General features: G+C 64.5%; 13 protein-coding genes and 1 pseudogene. 2 read left to right on the top strand and 12 right to left on the bottom strand.

Features of this window, described 5'->3' with window-relative positions:
• Nucleotides 1-20 precede the first annotated feature (20 nt).
• From V5E28_RS40295 to V5E28_RS40280, 4 genes are all read right to left on the bottom strand, one after another.
• Nucleotides 21-452 (bottom strand): hypothetical protein, encoded by a 432-nt coding sequence (locus V5E28_RS40295; protein WP_336215046.1) that lies wholly within the window; start codon nt 450-452, stop codon nt 21-23.
• 97 nt (nt 453-549) lie between these two features.
• Nucleotides 550-1,395 carry a DUF5753 domain-containing protein gene (locus V5E28_RS40290; RefSeq protein WP_336215045.1) on the bottom strand — a complete coding sequence of 282 codons (846 nt, stop codon included), beginning with the start codon at nt 1,393-1,395 and terminating at the stop codon, nt 550-552.
• 26 nt (nt 1,396-1,421) lie between these two features.
• Nucleotides 1,422-1,997, bottom strand: a complete 576-nt coding sequence (locus V5E28_RS40285; protein WP_336215043.1) for a DUF6879 family protein — start codon at nt 1,995-1,997, stop codon at nt 1,422-1,424.
• A complete protein-coding gene (locus tag V5E28_RS40280) occupies nt 1,951-2,229 on the bottom strand; it encodes a hypothetical protein (protein WP_336215042.1) in 279 nt (92 codons plus the stop codon). The genes V5E28_RS40285 and V5E28_RS40280 overlap by 47 nt, the downstream gene beginning before the upstream one ends.
• Nucleotides 2,230-2,523: 294 nt before the next feature.
• Here V5E28_RS40280 and V5E28_RS40275 point away from each other — a divergent pair, with 294 nt between their 5' ends.
• Nucleotides 2,524-3,954: an XRE family transcriptional regulator gene (locus V5E28_RS40275; protein ID WP_336215040.1), complete on the top strand. Its 1,431-nt coding sequence runs from the start codon at nt 2,524-2,526 to the stop codon at nt 3,952-3,954.
• An 80-nt stretch (nt 3,955-4,034) separates the two neighbouring features.
• Here V5E28_RS40275 and V5E28_RS40270 read toward each other — a convergent pair whose 3' ends face one another.
• Together V5E28_RS40270 and V5E28_RS49780 are read right to left on the bottom strand one after the other, a co-directional pair.
• Nucleotides 4,035-4,418, bottom strand: coding sequence for an SSI family serine proteinase inhibitor (locus tag V5E28_RS40270; RefSeq protein ID WP_336215038.1), 384 nt, complete (start codon nt 4,416-4,418; stop codon nt 4,035-4,037).
• Between the two features lie 183 nt (nt 4,419-4,601).
• On the bottom strand, nt 4,602-4,910 hold the full coding sequence (locus V5E28_RS49780; RefSeq protein WP_442945940.1) for an integrase core domain-containing protein: 309 nt from the start codon (nt 4,908-4,910) through the stop codon (nt 4,602-4,604).
• Nucleotides 4,911-5,439: 529 nt separating this feature from the next.
• Here V5E28_RS49780 and V5E28_RS40265 point away from each other — a divergent pair.
• Entirely contained in the window at nt 5,440-7,452 is a 2,013-nt protein-coding gene (locus V5E28_RS40265; RefSeq protein WP_336215037.1) for an ATP-binding protein, read from the top strand.
• Here V5E28_RS40265 and V5E28_RS40260 read toward each other — a convergent pair.
• The 6 genes and pseudogenes from V5E28_RS40260 to V5E28_RS40235 form a co-directional block, all read right to left on the bottom strand.
• A pseudogene (locus V5E28_RS40260) lies at nt 7,453-8,257 on the bottom strand (transposase family protein). It abuts the gene before it with no gap.
• Between the two features lie 185 nt (nt 8,258-8,442).
• The gene (locus tag V5E28_RS40255) at nt 8,443-10,065 is read right to left on the bottom strand and encodes a serine/threonine-protein kinase (protein ID WP_336215035.1); all 1,623 of its coding nucleotides are present in this window, start codon (nt 10,063-10,065) and stop codon (nt 8,443-8,445) included.
• A gap of 32 nt (nt 10,066-10,097) precedes the next feature.
• Entirely contained in the window at nt 10,098-13,238 is a 3,141-nt protein-coding gene (locus tag V5E28_RS40250; RefSeq protein WP_336215033.1) for a type I restriction endonuclease subunit R, read from the bottom strand.
• Nucleotides 13,239-13,240: 2 nt separating this feature from the next.
• A complete protein-coding gene (locus V5E28_RS40245; RefSeq protein ID WP_336215031.1) occupies nt 13,241-14,485 on the bottom strand; it encodes a restriction endonuclease subunit S in 1,245 nt (414 codons plus the stop codon).
• Nucleotides 14,482-16,428, bottom strand: a complete 1,947-nt coding sequence (locus tag V5E28_RS40240; RefSeq protein ID WP_336215030.1) for a type I restriction-modification system subunit M — start codon at nt 16,426-16,428, stop codon at nt 14,482-14,484. Before V5E28_RS40240 ends, V5E28_RS40245 begins: the two co-directional genes overlap by 4 nt.
• Nucleotides 16,429-16,451: 23 nt before the next feature.
• Nucleotides 16,452-18,233, bottom strand: coding sequence for an N-6 DNA methylase (locus V5E28_RS40235; protein WP_336215028.1), 1,782 nt, complete (start codon nt 18,231-18,233; stop codon nt 16,452-16,454).
• Nucleotides 18,234-18,324 lie beyond the last annotated feature (91 nt).

Genomic DNA, 18,324 nt, shown 5'->3' with positions numbered 1-18,324 from the left:
CAGAAGCCGCGCAGCCGCGGTCATGGGCAGTCGCCGCCGGCCACGGTAAGCAGGACGAGCTCGGCGAGCGGTTCCGGCAAGGGCCGCTTCCGGCACTCGCGATAGTGGGCCAGCAGTCGCGGAGCTGCTGTAGCGGGAGTCCAGGCCATCGTCCACAGGGCGCTTCCGCGCGCGCTGGGGTGGGGAGCCTGCCACCAGATCCTCTGCCCGTCGGTCATGGCAACGAGGTAGGGCCACAGCGAGACGGCCGCCCTGTTCTTGCCGCCTAGGACGTGGGAGGGGACGTTCAAGTGCTCCAGCGTGGTCTGCAGCTCGCAGGCCATCGCCATGGCCGATCCCGCGCCGTCGCCTGGCAGACACGCGGTGCTCAGCGTCGCGGACGGCGGGTTGGCGGGGAGGGCCTGCGCTTGGGACATCTCAGCGATGTCCTGGAGGTGCTCGACTGAAACCATGGGAGTCTTCCTGCCGATGGGGTGTTGGCCCGTCACCGGCACATTAGGCTCGCCCCTCTCGCCACCCCCAGCGGTGTGACGGTATGTGACAAGGGACCTACGGGAGCGTCTCGGCAGCGGCCTCGATGAGCTGCCGCGCACGCGCCCCATAGACCGCCGTCTCGGCCATCGTCGCGAAGACCTGGGCGTACATCGCGATCTCATGCGGCTGAGTGATCGTCAGATAGCCCGACACCAGCTCGACGCTGACCTGCTCGCTGTCGAAGATCCAGAAGTCTTCAACGGGACGCGAGCCATCACGATCGGGCCCGCTGGGGATCACTCCGAGCGAAACGGAGGGCAGCGTAGAGATCTCACGCAGATGAGAGAGTTGGGCGGCGACGACCGCTGGCCCGCCCACGCCGGTTCTCAGCACGGACTCTTCGATCAAGAAGGCGAACGTCCGGCCGCCGCGGCGCAAGATGCGTTGGCGCTCCATTCGGACCGCGACGGCCGCGTCCACGTCGTCGACGATTCCGCGTCGCCGGGCGACGGCCTGGAGCAGGACGCGCGTCGTCGCCTCGGTCTGGATCAGGCCGGGGACCACCCAGGAGGAGTAGGCGCGGAACATCCTGGTGCGCTCGAAGAGGGGGCGTACCGCCTCCTGCGGTCGGCGGAGCCCGGCGCGTTCCATCCGGCGCCACTCGATCCACATGCCTTCGACGGCATGCAAGGCGGCGACGAGATCGGCCGCCTTCTGTTCCGCGTCGCAGATCTGGCACCACGTGCGGATGTCCTGGACGGATGGGGATCTCCGCGCATGCTCAATCTGGGAGATCTTCGTCCTGTCCCACCCGGCGGCGGCCGCGAGCGCGACCGCCGTCAGGCCGGCTTCCTCACGGAGTTCGCGGAGTTCTCTGGCAAGGGCCTGCCTTGCCTGCTGAGCGCTGGATGACGTGGACATATACGCAGGTTGGGGGCGACGTCGGATTACTTCAGCTCATAGTCTTCATGAGGTATCGCGCGTTCCCACACAGCCTCGAAGGCCGCAGCGCACAGCTTGATCACGCTGGGTTCGCCGCGGAGTTCCTTGTCCCCGGACGAACCGTCCCCAGCGAAGTGGTTGAACAGCACCGCCCTGTCGTCAAACAGCCAGAAGTCGTTACCGGGCAGGCACAGATCCGAGGCATGCCTGCGAGGAAGCCACCGCACCAACTCGCCGGAGCCGATGTTGAGGCGTGCCGTCAACGCGTGCTCGTACCGGATGTAGTCGGTCACGGGCTCAGAGACGATCCTCGCGCGCCGTACGACCACCCCACGAGCGGCCATTCCACCGACCAGTTCGCCCCATTCGGGCCACCGTTCGAGGGGGTCGAACATGTCGCCGCCCCGCCATCGCAGGTAGTCAGGGTCGGCAGGCGTGTACGCATCCCGCATCTCCAGATGCACCGCCGACGAGGTGCACCCTCGCATCAGGTCGATGAACGACTGCGGCACCGACGCCGGTGACGTGGCGCGGTTAGGCGGCACCGGCGACCCCGTGCCGACCTGGTCCTTGGCGACCACGTTCGTATCTGCCACTGACGGCCTCCAGAATGATCGACGCCATGATCGGCGGGAGCTTGACGACGGACTCGTGCGCGCCGATGGGACTGTGGGCCGCCACCTCGGCGAGCGCGACGGGGTCCGTCACTGTTTCGCCCTGGAACCAGAACTCCCCGGTGTCCTCATCGACGTACACCGCCGGGCACTCGTTCACCGGGGTGTTAGGAGTGATCCCTACGAAACTTAGCCGCATCGTGCCCTCCGCTGTCGGATGTGTGACCAAACGTGACCAGGGCAGCTCTCAGCTTCACCCGTCCCCATGCCGGGGATCAAGGGGGTCGTCCGAACCGCCGGGTTCTCCTCCGCCGTGAGCTGTCGTCTCCTGGCCCCACCCCGATGGTCCGCGCGTACGGCGGCCACGTCATTGCGCTTGGCGGCGGGCGTCATTGCGGGCAGGGGTCAATGCTGGAGGTTGTGGCTGTCCACGCTCGTGTCTCTGAGTTACGGTGCAGTCCCAGACAGGTAGCGCACCTCGGAGGCACGGGAAATGCCAGCGGTCACTCGAGCGCGGCGTACCGAGATCCAGCGCGAAGCGGCGCGGATCCGCCAGCGGGGCCAGATGGACCGCTTTCCGGTCGAGCGCATCGTCACCGCGATGTGTTCGGCCATCCCGGAAGTGTCCGCTCTGGAGGCGTGGCGGTTGGCATTGGGGTGGACGCGCACCGAAGCGGTTCAGCAGGTCGCCGAGCAGTACATCTCCGATGGGCTGCTGCCGCCTGGCCTGTCCCAGCAGCAGCTCTGCCGATTCGAGCATGGACAGGACAGGCCGGGAGGCGAATACGCGACCATGCTCGCCCGCGCGTACGGGGCCAACCCGATGCAGCTTGGGCTCACGATCTGCGGCTGCAACAACCTCGCCAATGGCCATGTTGATCTCGGGTACGGTCAGCCTCATAAGACTCCGACCGCTTGGGGCGTACCCCCATATGAGGTGGAAACGATGAGCACAGCCGCCGGGCTACCTGCCGTCCGCGAGTCTCTCCACCTTGCCGTCCTCGAATACCCCGAGGGCGGGGCCGTAGTGGTGGAGGTGGCCGAAGCCGCCGTCACCTACTACGCGCTGAACTACTCCAAGCACCCGCCGGCCATCCTGTTCAGCGAGGTCCACGCCGCCCGTAGCCTACTCATGAGTCCCATGGCAGCCGTCTCCGGGCAATCCGGTGGCGTCGAGCTGCGCCGCCTGCTGGGGTGGATGTCCGCCTTGCTCGGCAACCTGGCGTTCCACTTGGGAGATCATTCAGGCGCGCGAACGCATCTGCTGACGGCCACTCACCTCGGCAGCAGTACAGGTGATCAACGTCTGACCGCCTGGGCGTACGGGGCGCAGAGCATGACCACGCGCGCACACGGCAACCCTGAAGACGCCCTGCTCCTGGCTGAACAGGGGGCGACCCTTGCGGTGGACGATCTCCAGCGGGCGCAGCTCCTAGCCTGGGCGAAGTTGCCAGCCTTGGCCGCCCAAGGCCAATCCGACGACGCGAACGCCGCCCTGGCTGAAGCCTCTCGGGCGCTCGAAACCGCACCGGGCGAATCACCTGGCCGCTTCGGGTTCGACACCGCCGAATTCCGTCTTCACGCGGCCGAGTCCCACCTCAGGCTCGGTCGATTCGACGAAGCAGCCGCCCAGGCGAGCGCATCCGTCGAAGCCTGCCGACCCGACACTCCAGGATGGGCCGCAGCCACGCTGGTGCTGGCCCAAGCCGAGGCACCTCGTCACCCTTCCGACGCTGCCCAGCGAGCACTGGATGTCCTTCGCCGGGTTCCGGCGCACAGGCTCCGGGCCACCGCACGCACGCGCCTGACCGCTCTGAGCCACTCGTTGGCGAACGTCAATGCGAGCGACGTTTCCGATCTCACCGAGCGCGTACGGTCTTTGCCCGACCACATCGACCCTCAAGGCGAAGCCGCAACAGCGTAGGCGTCTGGGTGTGCATTCCCGGGGGTCGGCGAGAGCTCCGGTCGTCACCGCAAACGAGGTCAGCGGCGTAGAGAGGAGCTTCAGAAGCGGAAGATGGGTCCTGTCCTGGCGTCGAGCATGCAGGCGTTGGAGTAGGTCTTTTGCCACCCGATGGGCCGGTTCCGCCACAAGCCGTTCATGGTCGCGGTGACCGGGTCATACTCCTTGGTGCAGGAGCGCGGGTTACCGGGGAGACGGTCGAAGTCCCCATCCACAGCATCGACGATGGCGCAGGTGATCTCGCCATATGGATGCTGGTCAGCCCGATCCGGGCATTGAATCGCTATCGCGCTGAGCGAGGTGTTTCCGTGGGACGAAACAGCCAGGAAGAGCACATTCGGCTTCGAGGACGCATAGGCCGGCAGCACGGCGAAGACGAGACCAGCAGCAAAACCGGCACAGGCGGCAGCAGAGGACAGGCGCATGCACACTCCAGACTCACAGGAAACCCTAAGTAGTTGTAAAGTTACCTTTAGCTACCGTCCCGTGTCTGGCGTTCCTTCGGTAAGGATTATGTGACTGATCGTAGATAAGCGGGCTTGTTGCAGGCTGATCCCGTAGGGCTCATTAATAGGATTCGGTATCTGACCTGCAGGTTCTTGATGATGTCAGCTGGCGATCTGGCACTCGTTGATGAGGCCGTCAAGGATGGTTCGGCGGTGGACTCGGTGGCTGGCAAGGTCGACTGGGGACGGCGGTCCGGCTTCGGCTTGAGATGGGCATATCTGTCCGAGGCTGCGGTGCGGCCGGGATGTGTTGCAGTACTCCCAGCGTCGGGTGAGGCTTCGGCACAAGTGGCGCTCGTTCAGGACAAGTGTTCGGTCGAGAAGTTCACGGCGCAGGGTGCCGATGATCCTTTCGGGGTGTGTTCGCTTTCGGGGCTTGTGGCGGACTCTTACGGACGCGCAAGCCGGGATCGGCGATTACCGTGTCGAATACCGTGTCGAAGGCATCTGTGAACTAGCCGGCACGGTCGTTGATCAGGAACTTCATGTCCTCGTGTCGGTGCCCATGAGGAAGTTGCGGGCGGTCCGGGTGGTTCCTGGGCCTGCGGGGTGGGCGGTAACGCCGAGCAGGTGGACGTGGAGGCGTTTGAGGTTGATGGTGCCCACGCAAGGAAGCCGACCGCGACGATGTGCTCGGCCTGGGCCACCAGGAACTGCTTCCGGGTTGGCCCGCTGGTTGATCTTCTTCCTGCTCAGCAGACTGCCCACCTGAGCACACCGTCGAACCCCTCGGCCAGGCACGCGCCACGATGACCGTCCCACCCGGGATACCGCCCAACCTCGGCTCCACTCTCGTCATTTCCCATCTCTCCAAGCGGCTTTCGGATCGCTTTGCGATTGAAAGCGGCGGGTCGTCCTTGTCTCGAACCCGTCTGGGGATTCTCAGCCGATTAGGGCTGTCTCCCACGGATTAGGGTTCCAATCGTGAAAGACTCACGGGGTGGAGCAGCTGATCGTTATCGTTGAGCAGGATCACCTTGAGAGACTGATTAAGTCCCCAATCTCCGGAGTGGCGGAGCTGGTCTGGAACAGTCTCGATGCGGACGCCTCCACCGTTGCCGTGGAACTCGCGACCAACGAGCTTGGCGGGATCGAGAGCGTCATGATCACTGACGATGGCTCAGGGATCACCCAATACCAGGTGCAGAAGTACTTCAGCCACCTCGGCGGCTCGTGGAAAAAGACGGTGACGCAGACCGACGGCGGTCGGCTACTGCATGGACGCAATGGACAGGGGCGATGGGCGGCCTACGGCATCGGTGAGATGGTGCAGTGGAATACCGTCGCCGACGACATTCAAGGTCAGCGCATGCACCTCGAGATCACCGGACGCCGCAGTGCGCTTCGAGAGTTCCACGTGGGTTCGCCCATCCCGGCACCCGACGCCAGCACGGGTACGCGTGTGGTGGTCACCAATCTCACGGACACAGCCCAGAAGACCTTGGTCCGGGAAGCGGCTGTCGATGAGCTGACAACGACACTCGCCCTCTATCTGAAGCAGTACCCCGTCAAGGTTCTCTGGCAAGGACAACTTCTCGATCCAGCACGTCTCCAGGTAAATCTCCACGAGACCGAGCTCGAAGTCGCTGGCTTGACCGGCATCGCCCTGACCGTGATCGAATGGAATCAGCCCGTCAAGCGCTCCTTGCACCTGTGTGATACGTCAGGAACGTCCCTCTTTCAACTCCCTCCTGGTATTCAAGCTCCGGGGTTCGAGTTCACCGCGTACATCACCTGGAACGGGTTCCGAGACTCAATCGCAGATCTCGCGCTGGCAGAACTCGGGCAAGAGCCCATGGCCTCGATCGTCGACGCAGCCAAGGACGAACTGAAGAAATACTTCAAAGAGCGGGCTAACGAGCGCGGCAGCATCCTGCTGAAGAGCTGGAAGGATGAGCAAACTTACCCCTTCGCCAATGAGCCTCGAACAATCATCGAGCGTGCCGAACGGAACTTGTTTGACCTCGTCGCAGTAGCTGCTGCGCCAGCGGTAGAAACGACCGATGCCCGATCTCGCAAACTATCGCTCCGGCTCCTGCGAGAAGCAATCGAGAAGAGCCCGCGGTTTATCCATGAAATCCTGCGCGAGGTCCTGGACTTGCCTCCAGATCGGCTCACCGAGCTCACCGAGCTGATCGAACACACCTCGCTCAGCGCCATCATCACCGCCGCTCGACACATCACCGATCGGTTGGACTTCCTCACAGGGCTGGAACAGATCGTCTTTGACCGCGATCTGAAAAAGCACTTTCTGGAGCGGAAGCAGCTTCATCGAATCCTGGCCGCCGAGACCTGGGTCTTCCGTGAGGAGTACGCACTCACGGCCGACGACGTGACGCTCAAAACGGCACTACGTGACCACATTCACTTGTTGGGGAGAGACGAACTAACGCCAGCTGAGGTGGACGCCTCCGAAGTACTGGACGAAGACGGCCGCCGAGTCATCGTCGACATGATGCTGAGCCGTATCGTCGAGCAGCGCCGCAACCATCGCGAGCACATCGTGATCGAACTGAAGCGTCCCAACGTGCATGTCGGCATGGAGCAATACTCACAGATCCAGAACTATGCCAGCGCTGTCACCGACGACTCCCGCTTCGCCCGTATCGACTGCAGATGGGAGTTCTGGATCGTCGGCGACACCCTCAAGCCGGCCGTCGAGAAGATGGCGAACCAGAAGGGCCGGGATCCAGGCATCGTGGTCGAGGGGGATGGCTTCGTGGTTCGCGCCGTTACGTGGGCCGAAGTGATCCAGGACGCCCGGCATCGGTTGGCCTTCGTCCGCCAGGCACTTGACTACCAGAGCACTAATGACACCGGCATCCAATACCTGCAGCGAGCTCATGGCCAGTATCTTCCCGACTTGCTAACGACGCCACATGTGCCAGCGCCACGCATCGAGGTGGATGCCGATTTCCCCCTTGAACCGCAGGTCGACGAGCTGCCTCACTAATCAAGAATGGCGCCACAGTGACCCTTTTTCATCCTCAGGCGGCTTGGGCGACGCGGTGGTTTGAAGGACGGCGATGGCCTTACACAGGTGGCCGGCCTTAGACGGGCTGCAGCGTAGCTTGCGGAGGATCTTCCAGCTCTTCAGCTGGGCGCTCGCTCGTTCGCCGGGTCCGCGGAGCTTGGCGTGGGCGCGGTTGGCCTGCTTCTGGGACTCGGGTTTATTCTTGCTCTTGTACAGGGTGCGGACCGGATCCTCGGCTCCCTGATACGCCTTGTCGGCCAGGGTCATGATCCCGGTCTGCTCCAGCGCGCGCAGGATGCCCCAGATCCGGGCGGCGCTCAGATCGTGGGCCTTGCCGGGTAGCGCTCTGGAGGTCCACAGGATGGTCCCATCCGGAAACGCGATGACCTGCACGTTCACCCGTGCACGCGGTGCTTGCCGGAGAAGTAGGGCCGGTCGGCCTTGACCCGGTCGGTGTGATCAGCGTGCCGTCCAGGACCAGATAGTGCAGTCCGTCCCGCTTCGCCTTGCGCAACGCCGCCGTGAGCTTGGGCGAGCGGGCCGACAGCAGCGCCACCGTCTCCTCCACATACCGCCACGCGGTCGCCGTCGACACGCCGAACCCGGCTCCGATCTCGGTGAACGTCTCCCCCTTACGGGGGTAGACCAACACCAGCAGCGCCTGCCGGCAGGGGTTGAGCCGACGCCAGACCGACCTCATGGACTTACGGTGCCGCCGGATCACCCCGGCGACGTAGTTCAAGGTCTGAGGCGACAAATCGACGGCGGCACGGTGGAACAGCACCTGAAGCTCCTGGTTGCGACGGTGTGGGTTGTGGTGATCAACCCGCCTACCAGGAGCTTCTTCATGTCACCGGCCGAACACCGGCATCGCGAGCATGCTGTGACCAGGGCACCCACCAAGGAGCTTGAAAAAGGTTCGCTGATCCCCAAGCGAGCACCACATGATCGCTTAGTCCACTAAGAACATTATTCAAGGAAGGGCAGCCCTCCTTGGATGGATCTCAGTCGGTCGATCTGCTTGTCAAGATTCCGTATTTGGGTCGAGCCCGCGCCGAACGCCTCCGCCAGCAGCGGGCGGACGGCTTCGAACTCCGCTATCGCTTCGTCCGGGTATCCGGACGAAGCGAGCATCTGCGCGATGACGAAGCGTGATTCTCGGATCCGCTCTGCAGTGTCGTCCGCCACGGGGTTGGCGTTGACGGCGTTGCCCACGTAGAAGCGCAGATGCGGCAGGGCCTTGTCCGGCTTGCCGATCTCGGCGTAGGCGTGACCCGCATGATACGAGCAGTCGAGGACGTAGAAGTCGTTCTGGGAAAGCCGCTTGCGGTAGTCACGTCCGACGACGTCGAACAGCGACGCCGCCCGGGTGTACTCCCCGGCGTAGAAATGCGCCGCAGCCAGGAAGTGCCGCAGCCGCAATTCCAGGAACGAGTCCTCGGCGCGGGCGACGCCATCCTCCAGGAGGCGGATTGCCTCGGATGGATGGTCGTTGTCCAAGAGCACCCGGACGTTGGCCCGCAACTCCTCGAATTCGTCTTCGGTGAGCTTTCCCCGGCCGACACCCTGCTCCTGACGCTTGACCGGAGCCAGTAGCGGCCGCCGGAACGGACGGGTCGGGTCACGGCTCTCGTCGAAGTTCCCCGCCACGTCGGTCGATCCGCCGGGCACCATCGCGAAAGGGAGGAGTTCCTCGTAGACGGCCTCTGCGGAGGGCCGAAGCGCTGGCTGCTTCGCCATCATCGACCCCACCAGCGCATCGAGCTCCGCCGGGACGTCCGGGCGGAGCGCCCGCACCGACGGTGCCACCGTCTGAAGATGATGGAAGCGCATGGGCCTGTCGGTCGTCCCGTGGAACGGCACGTCACCGGTAAGCAGCTCGAACAGCAGGCAGCCGAGCGAGTAGACATCCGAGGCAGAAGCCACGGCCTGCCCGATGCACTGCTCCGGCGACATGTACGGCGGGGTGCCGACGGTCCGATCCACCTGGGTGAGCCTCGGCAGCGCCCCCACACCGCGCAGGATCGCGATGCCGAAGTCCAGCACCTTAACCAGACCGCCGTCCACGAGCATCACATTGGCGGGCTTGATGTCTCGGTGGACGATGTCGACCCTGTGCACGTCCGCTAAGACCGCCGTGATCTGGGCGGCTATCGACGCTGCCCAGGACACGCTCGGCGGCGCGGCGACGTAGTCCGCTCTGTCCAGCAGCGACTCCAGCGTCGAACCGCGCAGCAGCTGCATGACGAGCCACAGCTGCGTGCTACCGGCGGGGGCCGTCTCGACACCCGTGTCATAGACCGCCGGAATGCCAGGGTGCTCTAGCTGAGCGGTGGTGCGGATCTCCCGCAGAAACCGCCTACGGTCCCGGTCCAGGGCGTCAAGGATCTCCGCCGCCTCCGGGCTGTCCGGCCCGGCCGGGATCGCCTCCGGCGAGGAGGTCCGGAGCATCTTGATCGCGACCCGCCGGTCCAGCCGCTCGTCGTAGCCGTGGAAGACCTCGCTCATGCCGCCCTTACCGAGCGACCCATCCACGCGGTAGCGCCCCGCCAACAGCCGTCTCTCGACCGGTTGGCCGGCCCCGTCCTCCACGCCCCATCACCTCTATCTCGAGATCTGAACTCCTAACCGGCCAGGCCGCCGGTTTCCCGCTGCATCTCCGCGCGGAGCTTGGCCAGCGCCTCATCCCGTGCGGGCTCAGTGATGATCCGGTAAGCGCGCTTTCGGGCAGCCTCTTTAATCGCCTTCTGGAACTCGTTGTTATCGAAATACAACTTCATGAAGGCAGTGTTACGTTCGGCGTTCTCCGCGACGATGTCGTCGAGTCGGTCGTCGGCAACCTGTCCGAACCGGGCCTCGTCGTTCATCAGCGCGATCTGCTGCATCCCAGTGTCCTCGACCAGGCCGACGACCTGCTGATAGATCAGGATCTGGTCGGCAGTGCCCAGGCCGAGGCCGAACCGGTCGTTCAACTCCTCGATCACCTCTGACAGCGGCTTCACCTCCGGCTCCCGGTAGCCGCCGCCGTCAGCGGCGTGGCCCCGCACGGCCCGATCGCCGACCGCCGACAGCGACACGTTGTGGCGCCCGGTGTGCTCCAGCCGGAAATGGCTCAGGTCCGCGTCGCCGATGTCGATGGAGGTCGAGGGTCGTCCAGGCAGCCGGAGCAGCAGGATCCGGCCGTACTGGTAGAGGCGTTCGAGGTCCCGGTCACCCCAGTCAACGATCTGCGCGATGAGGCTGTAGGCGCGCACGTAGTCCTGGAGCGCACCCCGGAAACCTTCCCGCTCGTCGTCGGTGTCCAGCGCGCCGAAGCGTTCCAGCGCGGGCTTGAGGTACTCGTGCAGCTCGGCGTGGAGCTTCCGCTCGGCTGCCTCGGGCAGCCGGCCCGGTCCGGCTGCCGCTAGGACCCGGATGAACGCCTCCATCTCCGAGGCGACCAGCAGCTCGTATTCCATTACCTCGCGCTGCTTGGTGTAGAGCAGGTTCGGGTCACTGGGCTCGGTGATCGTCGTCTCGAACCAGTCCGAGAACGCGGCCTGAATGTCGGCGGCCTGGTTGACGAAGTCCAGGACATGCACGTCGTCCTGCGACTTCAGCGGGTGGATCCGGTTCAGCCGCGAGAGCGTCTGCACCGCGGTGACCCCAGTCAGCGGCTTGTCGACGTACATCCCGCACAGCAACGGCTGGTCGAACCCGGTCTGGTACTTGTCCGCAACGACCAGCAGGCGGTACTCGTCCTGGTTGCGCGCGGTGGCCTGTGGGTCGTCGGCTTTGGTGTAGGCGAATCGCTCCGGCAGTTGCCCCTCGGGGAAGCCGTTGAGCTGCGACTCAGTGAACTCCAGGCCGGCGTCGTCCTTCAGCTGCCCGGAGAACGCGACGAGGGTGCCGCAGTCGGTGTATCCGCGTAGGGAGACGTAGTTGCGGATCGCCTGGTACAAATCGAGCGCGTGCTGCCGCCCGCTGGTGACCACCATGGCCCGGGCACGCCCGCCGAGCCGCCCGGCGAGGTTCTCCCGGAAGTCGTCGACGATAAGCCGGGCCTTCTGCTCCAGCGACTTGGGGTGCAGTTCCGCGAGACGGACCAGTCGCGCCTTCGCCTTGCTGGCGTCGACCTCCGGGTTGGCGATCTGCGACTCGTTCTGTTCGACGGCCGCGTTCCGCAGCCGCCACTTCGTGTCGTACGTGATGTAGTTGGCTAGCACGTCCAGGATGTAGCCCTCGTCGATGGCCTGCCGCATCGAGTAGATGTGGAAGGGGACGTACATCCCGACCTCACCGGTGCGGGGGTTCGCCCGCTCGGGGTCGAAGGTCCCGAACAGCTTCAGCGTCGGAGACTTCGGCGTGGCGGTGAACGCGAAGTACGACAGGTTCGGCTGCCTGCCGCGCACCCGCGTCATGTACGTCGCGTCGTCCTCATCCTCCTCCCGCGGCGTCGCATTCGCTCCGAGCGCCTGCTTGAGCTGGATCGCGGATTCTCCGCCCTGCGAGGAGTGTGCCTCGTCGATGATGACGGCGTATCGCTTGCCCGATAGCCCCATGTCGACGATCTTCTTTAGCAGGAAGGGATACATCTGCAGAGTACTGATGACGATCTTCGAGGTGGCGTCACTGAGCGCCGCCGCGAGCTGCGTTGAATCCACATCGATCTTCTTGACGACACCGGGCGTATGGTCGAACTGGAAGATGGTTCTCTGCAGCTGCCGGTCGAGCACCACGCGGTCGGTGATCACGATGATCTTGTCAAACACCGACTGGTTGCCCGAGTCGAAGAGATTAGAGAGCCGGTGTGACAGCCAGGCGATCGTGTTCGACTTTCCCGAGCCCGCCGAGTGCTGGATCAGGTAATGATGCCCGGCCCCGTTCTCCCGCGCGTGGTCGACCATCTTCTGCACCGCGTGCCACTGGTGGTAGCGCGGAAACACCTTCGGCGAGTTGTGCGGGTTCTCCTTCACGCCCTTCCGGTCCGGCACCTGGATGTGCACGAACCGGTGCAGGATCTCCAGCCAGTTGCGGCGCTGCCAGATCTCCTCCCACAGGTAGTCCACGCTGTACGACCCTGGCTTGGCCGCCGGGTTCCCCGCCCTGCCGGACCGACCAGGTCCGTTGGAGCCGATGTTGAACGGCAGGAACTGCGTGTCGGCCCCGCGTAGCCGCGTGGCGATGAAGGCCCGGTCGGGGTCCACTGCGAAGTGGACCAGCGCCCGCTTGGAGAGGAACACGTCGTTCGGGTCCCGGTCGCGCCGGTACTGCGCGATGGCGTGATCGGCGTTCTGCCCAGTGTTCGGGTTCTTCAACTCGACCGTTGCTGTCGGCAGCCCGTTGACGAAGAGCGCCATATCGATCGAGCGCTTCGGGTGACGCACGCTGTAATGCACCTGCCGGGCAACCGTCAGCACGTTCGCGTTGTACTCCGCGAGGGCGTCGGCGGCCAGGGTGTGGCCCGGCCGGAAGTACGCCAGATCGATCTGCACACCCCGGTCCCGCACCCCTTGCCGCAGCACGTCCAGCACCCCGCGCGCGTCCACCTCGGCAGCCACCCGCTGCGCGAACTGCCGCTGCGCCGCCGTCTGGTCACCCCCGTAGAACCCGACAAGGCGGTCCCATTTCTTGCCCTGCGTCGACTCGATGAACCGGAACATCTCCCCGGTGTCGAGCCCCAAGTCGACATTGAACGTCCCCCGCGCCCGCGACCAACCACGGTCGAGCAGTTCCCCCTCGACCCGATCCTCGAACGTCCGCTCGCCGTGCACCCCAGGCGTCATGCCTACACACCTCCAGCCGGGGAGAGACCAGACATGTCGGCTCCACGCGCGGTCGTGACATCGACTTGGCCGGTCACAGCAGCGGTGATGAGCGCCTGGCGACGCTCGGCGAGGAGAGCAAGCTGCCGGCCAAGGGCATTGATCGTCTCAGATGCCTCTATTTGACGATCCATGGCGGCAGCTGCCATTTTCTTTTGTTCCGACTCATCTACTGGCCATCTCACGGAAAAGTTTGCGAGATCTTCCATCCCTAGAGTCGGCTGAGCACTATCTGCACCAGTTGCAAGCAATGCCTGCTGTCTGAACCCAGCTGTGCCGATCCATGCAGCAAACAACGATGGTTCGTGTTTCGGGTCGAGTCGAAGGACGGCGACCGCACGTGCCGTATTGGCACCAACCAGATCTTCGGTTACGACTGCCACTTTCCCGAGAGTGCCCACGACACTAAGCAGAACGTCCCCGAGCACGGTTACGGTGCGCGGATATTGATCAGAAAGCTTCTGCGGAATCGAAGCCAAGCTATCTCTAGTCGATGAACCAGCGAGGTTATTGACCCGGATGAACGGGACTCCCTCATCTACCAGTTCCGGAACAAGAACCCCGTAGCGAGGTTTGGCGCGCAAGAGGTGCTTCACGCGCACCCACACCCCGGATTCGCTTCCTAGGAAAATTTCACTACGCCATGAAGTTTCACGCTCGTCGAGTTGGCCTAGTTGCAGTGACCTCAAAGAGATGAGCTGATCGATCCGGGCCGTCTCGGCGTCGAGGAAGTCGGCAATGCGACGCTGCTCATCAAGCGATGGGAGCGAAACCGCAATGTTCGCATAACGCTCGGCATTGAAGTTCTGAATCGTTGATGTAACCGCATCCGCCTCGATGGCAGCTTGAAAGGTATGTGATGCTGCCAGATAAGCCATAAACCGCGGTTCTGTACTCGGGCGAGGCCGGAAACGCACAAGGTACCCCGCGTAGGTGCTCGGCTCTTCAAGGTCCCTCAAGAGCATCGCACGCCCGAGCGTGCCGCTACGTGACAGCAGGAGGTCACCACTCTTCAACTCATGACGGCCATCCAACGATGTATCGACGAAAACAGCATTTTCCCGCGGACGCAGACCCCCGTTCTCATCGATGTCCGATGTACGAATGAGACGGTGTCCGCTGGGCGTGTAGTCCTGCGCAGAGATATTGAGGCCATATTGCCCTGCGTCAACACAGAGATGTTTCAGCCGCGTCGCCGTCCAACTCATCCCGTCACCTCTCCCAAGAGCTTCTGGATCTGGGTCTCCAGTTCGCGCAGCTCGGCGTCGATCTCGGCTAGCGGCCGAGGCGGTGTGTAAACGTAGAAGTGCCGGGTGAATGGGATCTCGTAGCCGACCTTCGTCTTGTCGTGGTCGATCCAGGCGTCGGGGACGTGTGGGGCGACCTCCCTGGCGAAGTAATCTTCGATGTCTTCGTCAAGCGGGATGTTCTCGTAGTCCCGCAGGTCCGGGTCGGGCAGGACTGTTCCGTCCTTATCCTTCTGAACCTCCCCCTCAGGGTCGGAGACCGCGAGGGCCCCCCAAATCGCCTTCTTCAGTGCGGCGGTGCTGGGCCACTGGGCTCCGCCGTCGACGACGGCCCGGTGCAGGGCATTCGTTGCGTCTTTCTTCGTCCACCAGACCGAGCCGACCACGTCGCGCAGCACCTTAACCAGCGCGTCGCGTGCGTCCCACTTGGTGAGGGCTTTCGCGCTGCCAAGCGCTACCAGGGTGTCCTCGGTGACCTCGAAGCGGAGCTTGAGCGGGCGCTCCACAGTGATGCGGTGGTAGCCGAAGTCACGGGTGCGGAAGATCTTTACCTTGGCGTGGTCGGGGTGCTCGGCGTCCGCCGCGACCTTCACCGCGTCGACATACATCTCGGTGATGTGCTTGATCTGGTCGTCGCTGATCTGCTTGCGCTTGTCCCCGAGGGACTTGCGCATCTTCTCCCACTGGTCGCGAGCGTCGAGCAGGATCACTTTGCCGCGCAGTTTCTCAGTCTTCCGGTTGGAGAGGATCCAGAAGTAGGTGGAGATGCCGGTGTTGTAGAAGAGCTGGTCCGGCAGGGCGACGATGCCCTCCAGCCAGTCGTTCTCCAGGATCCACTGGCGGATCTTCGACTCGCCGGACTCGGCAGCGCCGGTGAAGAGCGGGGAGCCGTTGAAGACGATCGCTAGGCGCGAGCCCTTGCCCTCTACCGGGTCCATCTTGTCGAGCATGTGCTGCAGGAAGAGAAATGAACCGTCGTTGATGCGCGGTAGCCCCGCGCCGAAGCGGCCCGCGTGACCGAGCGTGGCCTCGTCCTCGACTGCGTCCTTGGCCTTCTTCCATTCCACGCCGAAGGGCGGGTTGGCCAGCATGTAGTCGAACTTCCGGCCTCGGTGGCCGTCCTCGCTGAAGGAGTTGCCGAAGTGGATGGTGCCGCGCTGCTCGCGCATGAGCATGTCTGCCTCACAGATCGCCCACGACTCCGCGTTGAGCTCCTGGCCGAAGAGGTAGACCGTGGCGTCCGGGTTGAGTGACTTGATGTGCTCCTCTGCGGCGGCCAGCATTCCGCCGGTGCCGCAGGCCGGGTCGAGGATGTTGATGACCTGGCCATCCGCGGCGAGGGCGTCCTTGTCCGGGGCGATCAGCAGGTTGACCATCAACTTGATGACCTCGCGCGGAGTGAAGTGCTCACCGGCGGTCTCGTTGGAGTCTTCGGCGAACTTCCGAATCAGGTGCTCGAAGACGTAGCCCATATCGTGGTTGCTGAGCCGGTCGAGGTCGCGCATCGTGGCGAACTTCCCGACTACCGCGTAGAGGATCTTCGCGCCCGCCAAGCGGGTGATCTCGTTGTCCAGGTCGAACCGACTCAGGATCGTCCGGACGTTCGGGGAGAATCCGTTGATGTAGTCACGCAGGTTCTTCGCGACGTTCTGCGGGTCGCCCGCGATAGTCGAGAAGTCCTGCTGCGAGGTGTTGTAGAACGGCAGCTTCGCCGCGAGCTCCAGTAGCTTCTGCTTGTTCTGGACGGTGAGTGCGGCGTCGCGGTCGCGTACGGCTTGCCGGGTCGGGGCCATCACCGCGTCGAGGCGGCGCAGCAGTGTGAACGGCAGGATCACCCCGCCGTACTCGTGGCGCTTGTAGTCGCCGCGCAGCAGATCGGCCACCGACCAGATGTCAGCCGCCATCTTGGTATGACTGGGTCCCGAGGTCACAGCTCTCTTTTCTCCTCATCAGCGGCACTCGTGTCATCAGTGTTCTTCATCAGCGTGAACTCAGGTGCCAGAACGCCGGCGATCAATCCGTACACGGTCTGTTCAATCACGTGCGCGCTTGCTCTCTCCAGGGCCGCGAGCACGTCCTCCAGCTCCCGCAGATGGCGGAATGCATCGCCGTAACGCCGCTGCTCGGCCAGGGGCAGCCGAGGGACACGGCAGCGACGAAGGTCATCGCGGTTGAGCGCGCCCAGGGTATTGGCCACCGGGAGCGCCCCCGCGTCGGCCCGCAGGAAGGTCGCCAGGAAGTGCGCGTCCAACCGGCCGGGGTCGATCTCGATGATCTGTGCGACCCCGGTGTCGTCCTCGGCGGTGCCGGTCGCGACGACCGGCGGGCGGCCGAGAGTCCGCAGTAGCACGTCCCCGGCACGCGGGGTGTCGTCACGGGACCTGATGGTCAGCACCCCAGCACGTTCCAGCTCGCCGAGGGTGACGGACGAGTGGCGAGTCGGCGCCGTCGGCGCGGTGAAACGCGGCAGGCCCTGGACCGCTCGCAGATGGAGGGCATGCAGCCGGTCGGTGACGCGAGCGAAGTCATCCAGGCTCGCCTCGCCCCGCGTGGTGACATGGCGGGACGGCAAGAGGTTCGCATCGCCGTCGAGGAGTTCCAGGCGCGGTACGCGGGAGACCGTCGGGTCGGCGACGCCGAACAGGCGCTCCCAAGCGGCGAACTCGTGCGGGACGTCGGCGGCATCGCCCAGTTTCGACAGGTCGACCATCCGGACTTCTCGATGGTCGGGAGCTCCGTAGGGCCGCTGCAGGACCCAGAGGTAAACGTCGGTGTCAGGAGCGGAGCCCATCCCCTTCGGCAGCGCGATCACGTCGCGCAGCGCGCCCGAGCGCACCAACGCCGCGCGGATATGCTGCCCTGACGGCTGCACGCAGGTACGCGGCGTCACCGCGACGACGGCCACGCCGCGCGGCCTGAGGTGCGCGTAGCAGTGCTGGACCCAGGCCAGTTCCCCGTCGCGGGGGGCTGGGGTGCCGAACTCCCAGCGCGGGTCGGTCGCCAGCTCGGCCGAGGGCCACTGCGGTAGGTCGAAGGGCGGCTCGCAGACGACGGCCGCCGCCGCGCCCAGATACCCGTCAAGCCGGTTATCCAGCAGGGAGTCGCCGGTGTGGATCTCGTACAACGTGCCGAGGGGGTTGTTACTCAACCTCTGAACGGCCACCTCGGTAGCGGACAGCTGGATCTCCTGCCCGGCCAGCCTGACCTCGGTGCCGAAGCGGTCGGCGACGGCCAGCAGCAGTGTCGCCTCTGAGCAAGCGGGATCCAGCACGACGGGCACGTCCGCGTCCCAGCCACCGGACGACCCGGCCGAAGCCGTCGAACGCGGCAGCAGCGACGCCATCACCCTGGCCAGCAGCTCACCCGAGGTCAGGTCAGCGATGCCGCGCTCCGGCCCCCGCTCTGGCAGGCGATCGAGATCGCTGCTCTCCCACGCGTAGAGCGAGCCGCTCGGGAACGTAACAGGGCCGTCGACGCGCTGCGTCCCGGTCTCGGTCCGCCCAGCCGTCGACAGCTGGTCACCCTTCCCCGTTGCCTTCAGCCATACCTCGACCTCGTCCAGGGAGAACGTCGGGCTGTGTTCGCTGCCGCCCACCGGCTTAGGGAACTCCGGATAGCGCCTGCGCCAGTTCGCCACGGCGGCACGGCTGACGCCGGCCAGCCGCGCGATCGCCGCCGCCGTCACCTCATCGTGCTCGCCAAGACCCATGGGGTAACCATATACCGCAACACTGACCAATCCAAGATGTTGTTAGCACTCGTGAGCGCTGGCATGAATGCCAACAAGGCGTGGTACGTTA

The sequence above is a fragment of the Nonomuraea sp. LPB2021202275-12-8 genome (genome assembly GCF_037044575.1).
GTDB lineage: Bacteria > Actinomycetota > Actinomycetes > Streptosporangiales > Streptosporangiaceae > Nonomuraea.
The sequence above is the reverse complement of the archived record's forward strand: the minus strand, read 5'-3'. Positions and strand labels throughout refer to the sequence as shown.

Bases quoted from the DNA above. Each gene is read 5' to 3' on its own strand.
- V5E28_RS40240 (WP_336215030.1), bottom strand. From the start codon at position 16,428: ATGGCGGCTGACATCTGGTCGGTGGCCGATCTGCTGCGCGGCGACTAC.
- V5E28_RS40245 (WP_336215031.1), bottom strand. From the start codon at position 14,485: ATGAGTTGGACGGCGACGCGGCTGAAACATCTCTGTGTTGACGCAGGG.
- V5E28_RS40275 (WP_336215040.1), top strand. From the start codon at position 2,524: ATGCCAGCGGTCACTCGAGCGCGGCGTACCGAGATCCAGCGCGAAGCG.
- V5E28_RS40290 (WP_336215045.1), bottom strand. From the start codon at position 1,395: ATGTCCACGTCATCCAGCGCTCAGCAGGCAAGGCAGGCCCTTGCCAGA.
- V5E28_RS40270 (WP_336215038.1), bottom strand. From the start codon at position 4,418: ATGCGCCTGTCCTCTGCTGCCGCCTGTGCCGGTTTTGCTGCTGGTCTC.
- V5E28_RS40295 (WP_336215046.1), bottom strand. From the start codon at position 452: ATGGTTTCAGTCGAGCACCTCCAGGACATCGCTGAGATGTCCCAAGCG.
- V5E28_RS40280 (WP_336215042.1), bottom strand. From the start codon at position 2,229: ATGCGGCTAAGTTTCGTAGGGATCACTCCTAACACCCCGGTGAACGAG.
- V5E28_RS40235 (WP_336215028.1), bottom strand. From the start codon at position 18,233: ATGGGTCTTGGCGAGCACGATGAGGTGACGGCGGCGGCGATCGCGCGG.
- V5E28_RS40250 (WP_336215033.1), bottom strand. From the start codon at position 13,238: ATGACGCCTGGGGTGCACGGCGAGCGGACGTTCGAGGATCGGGTCGAG.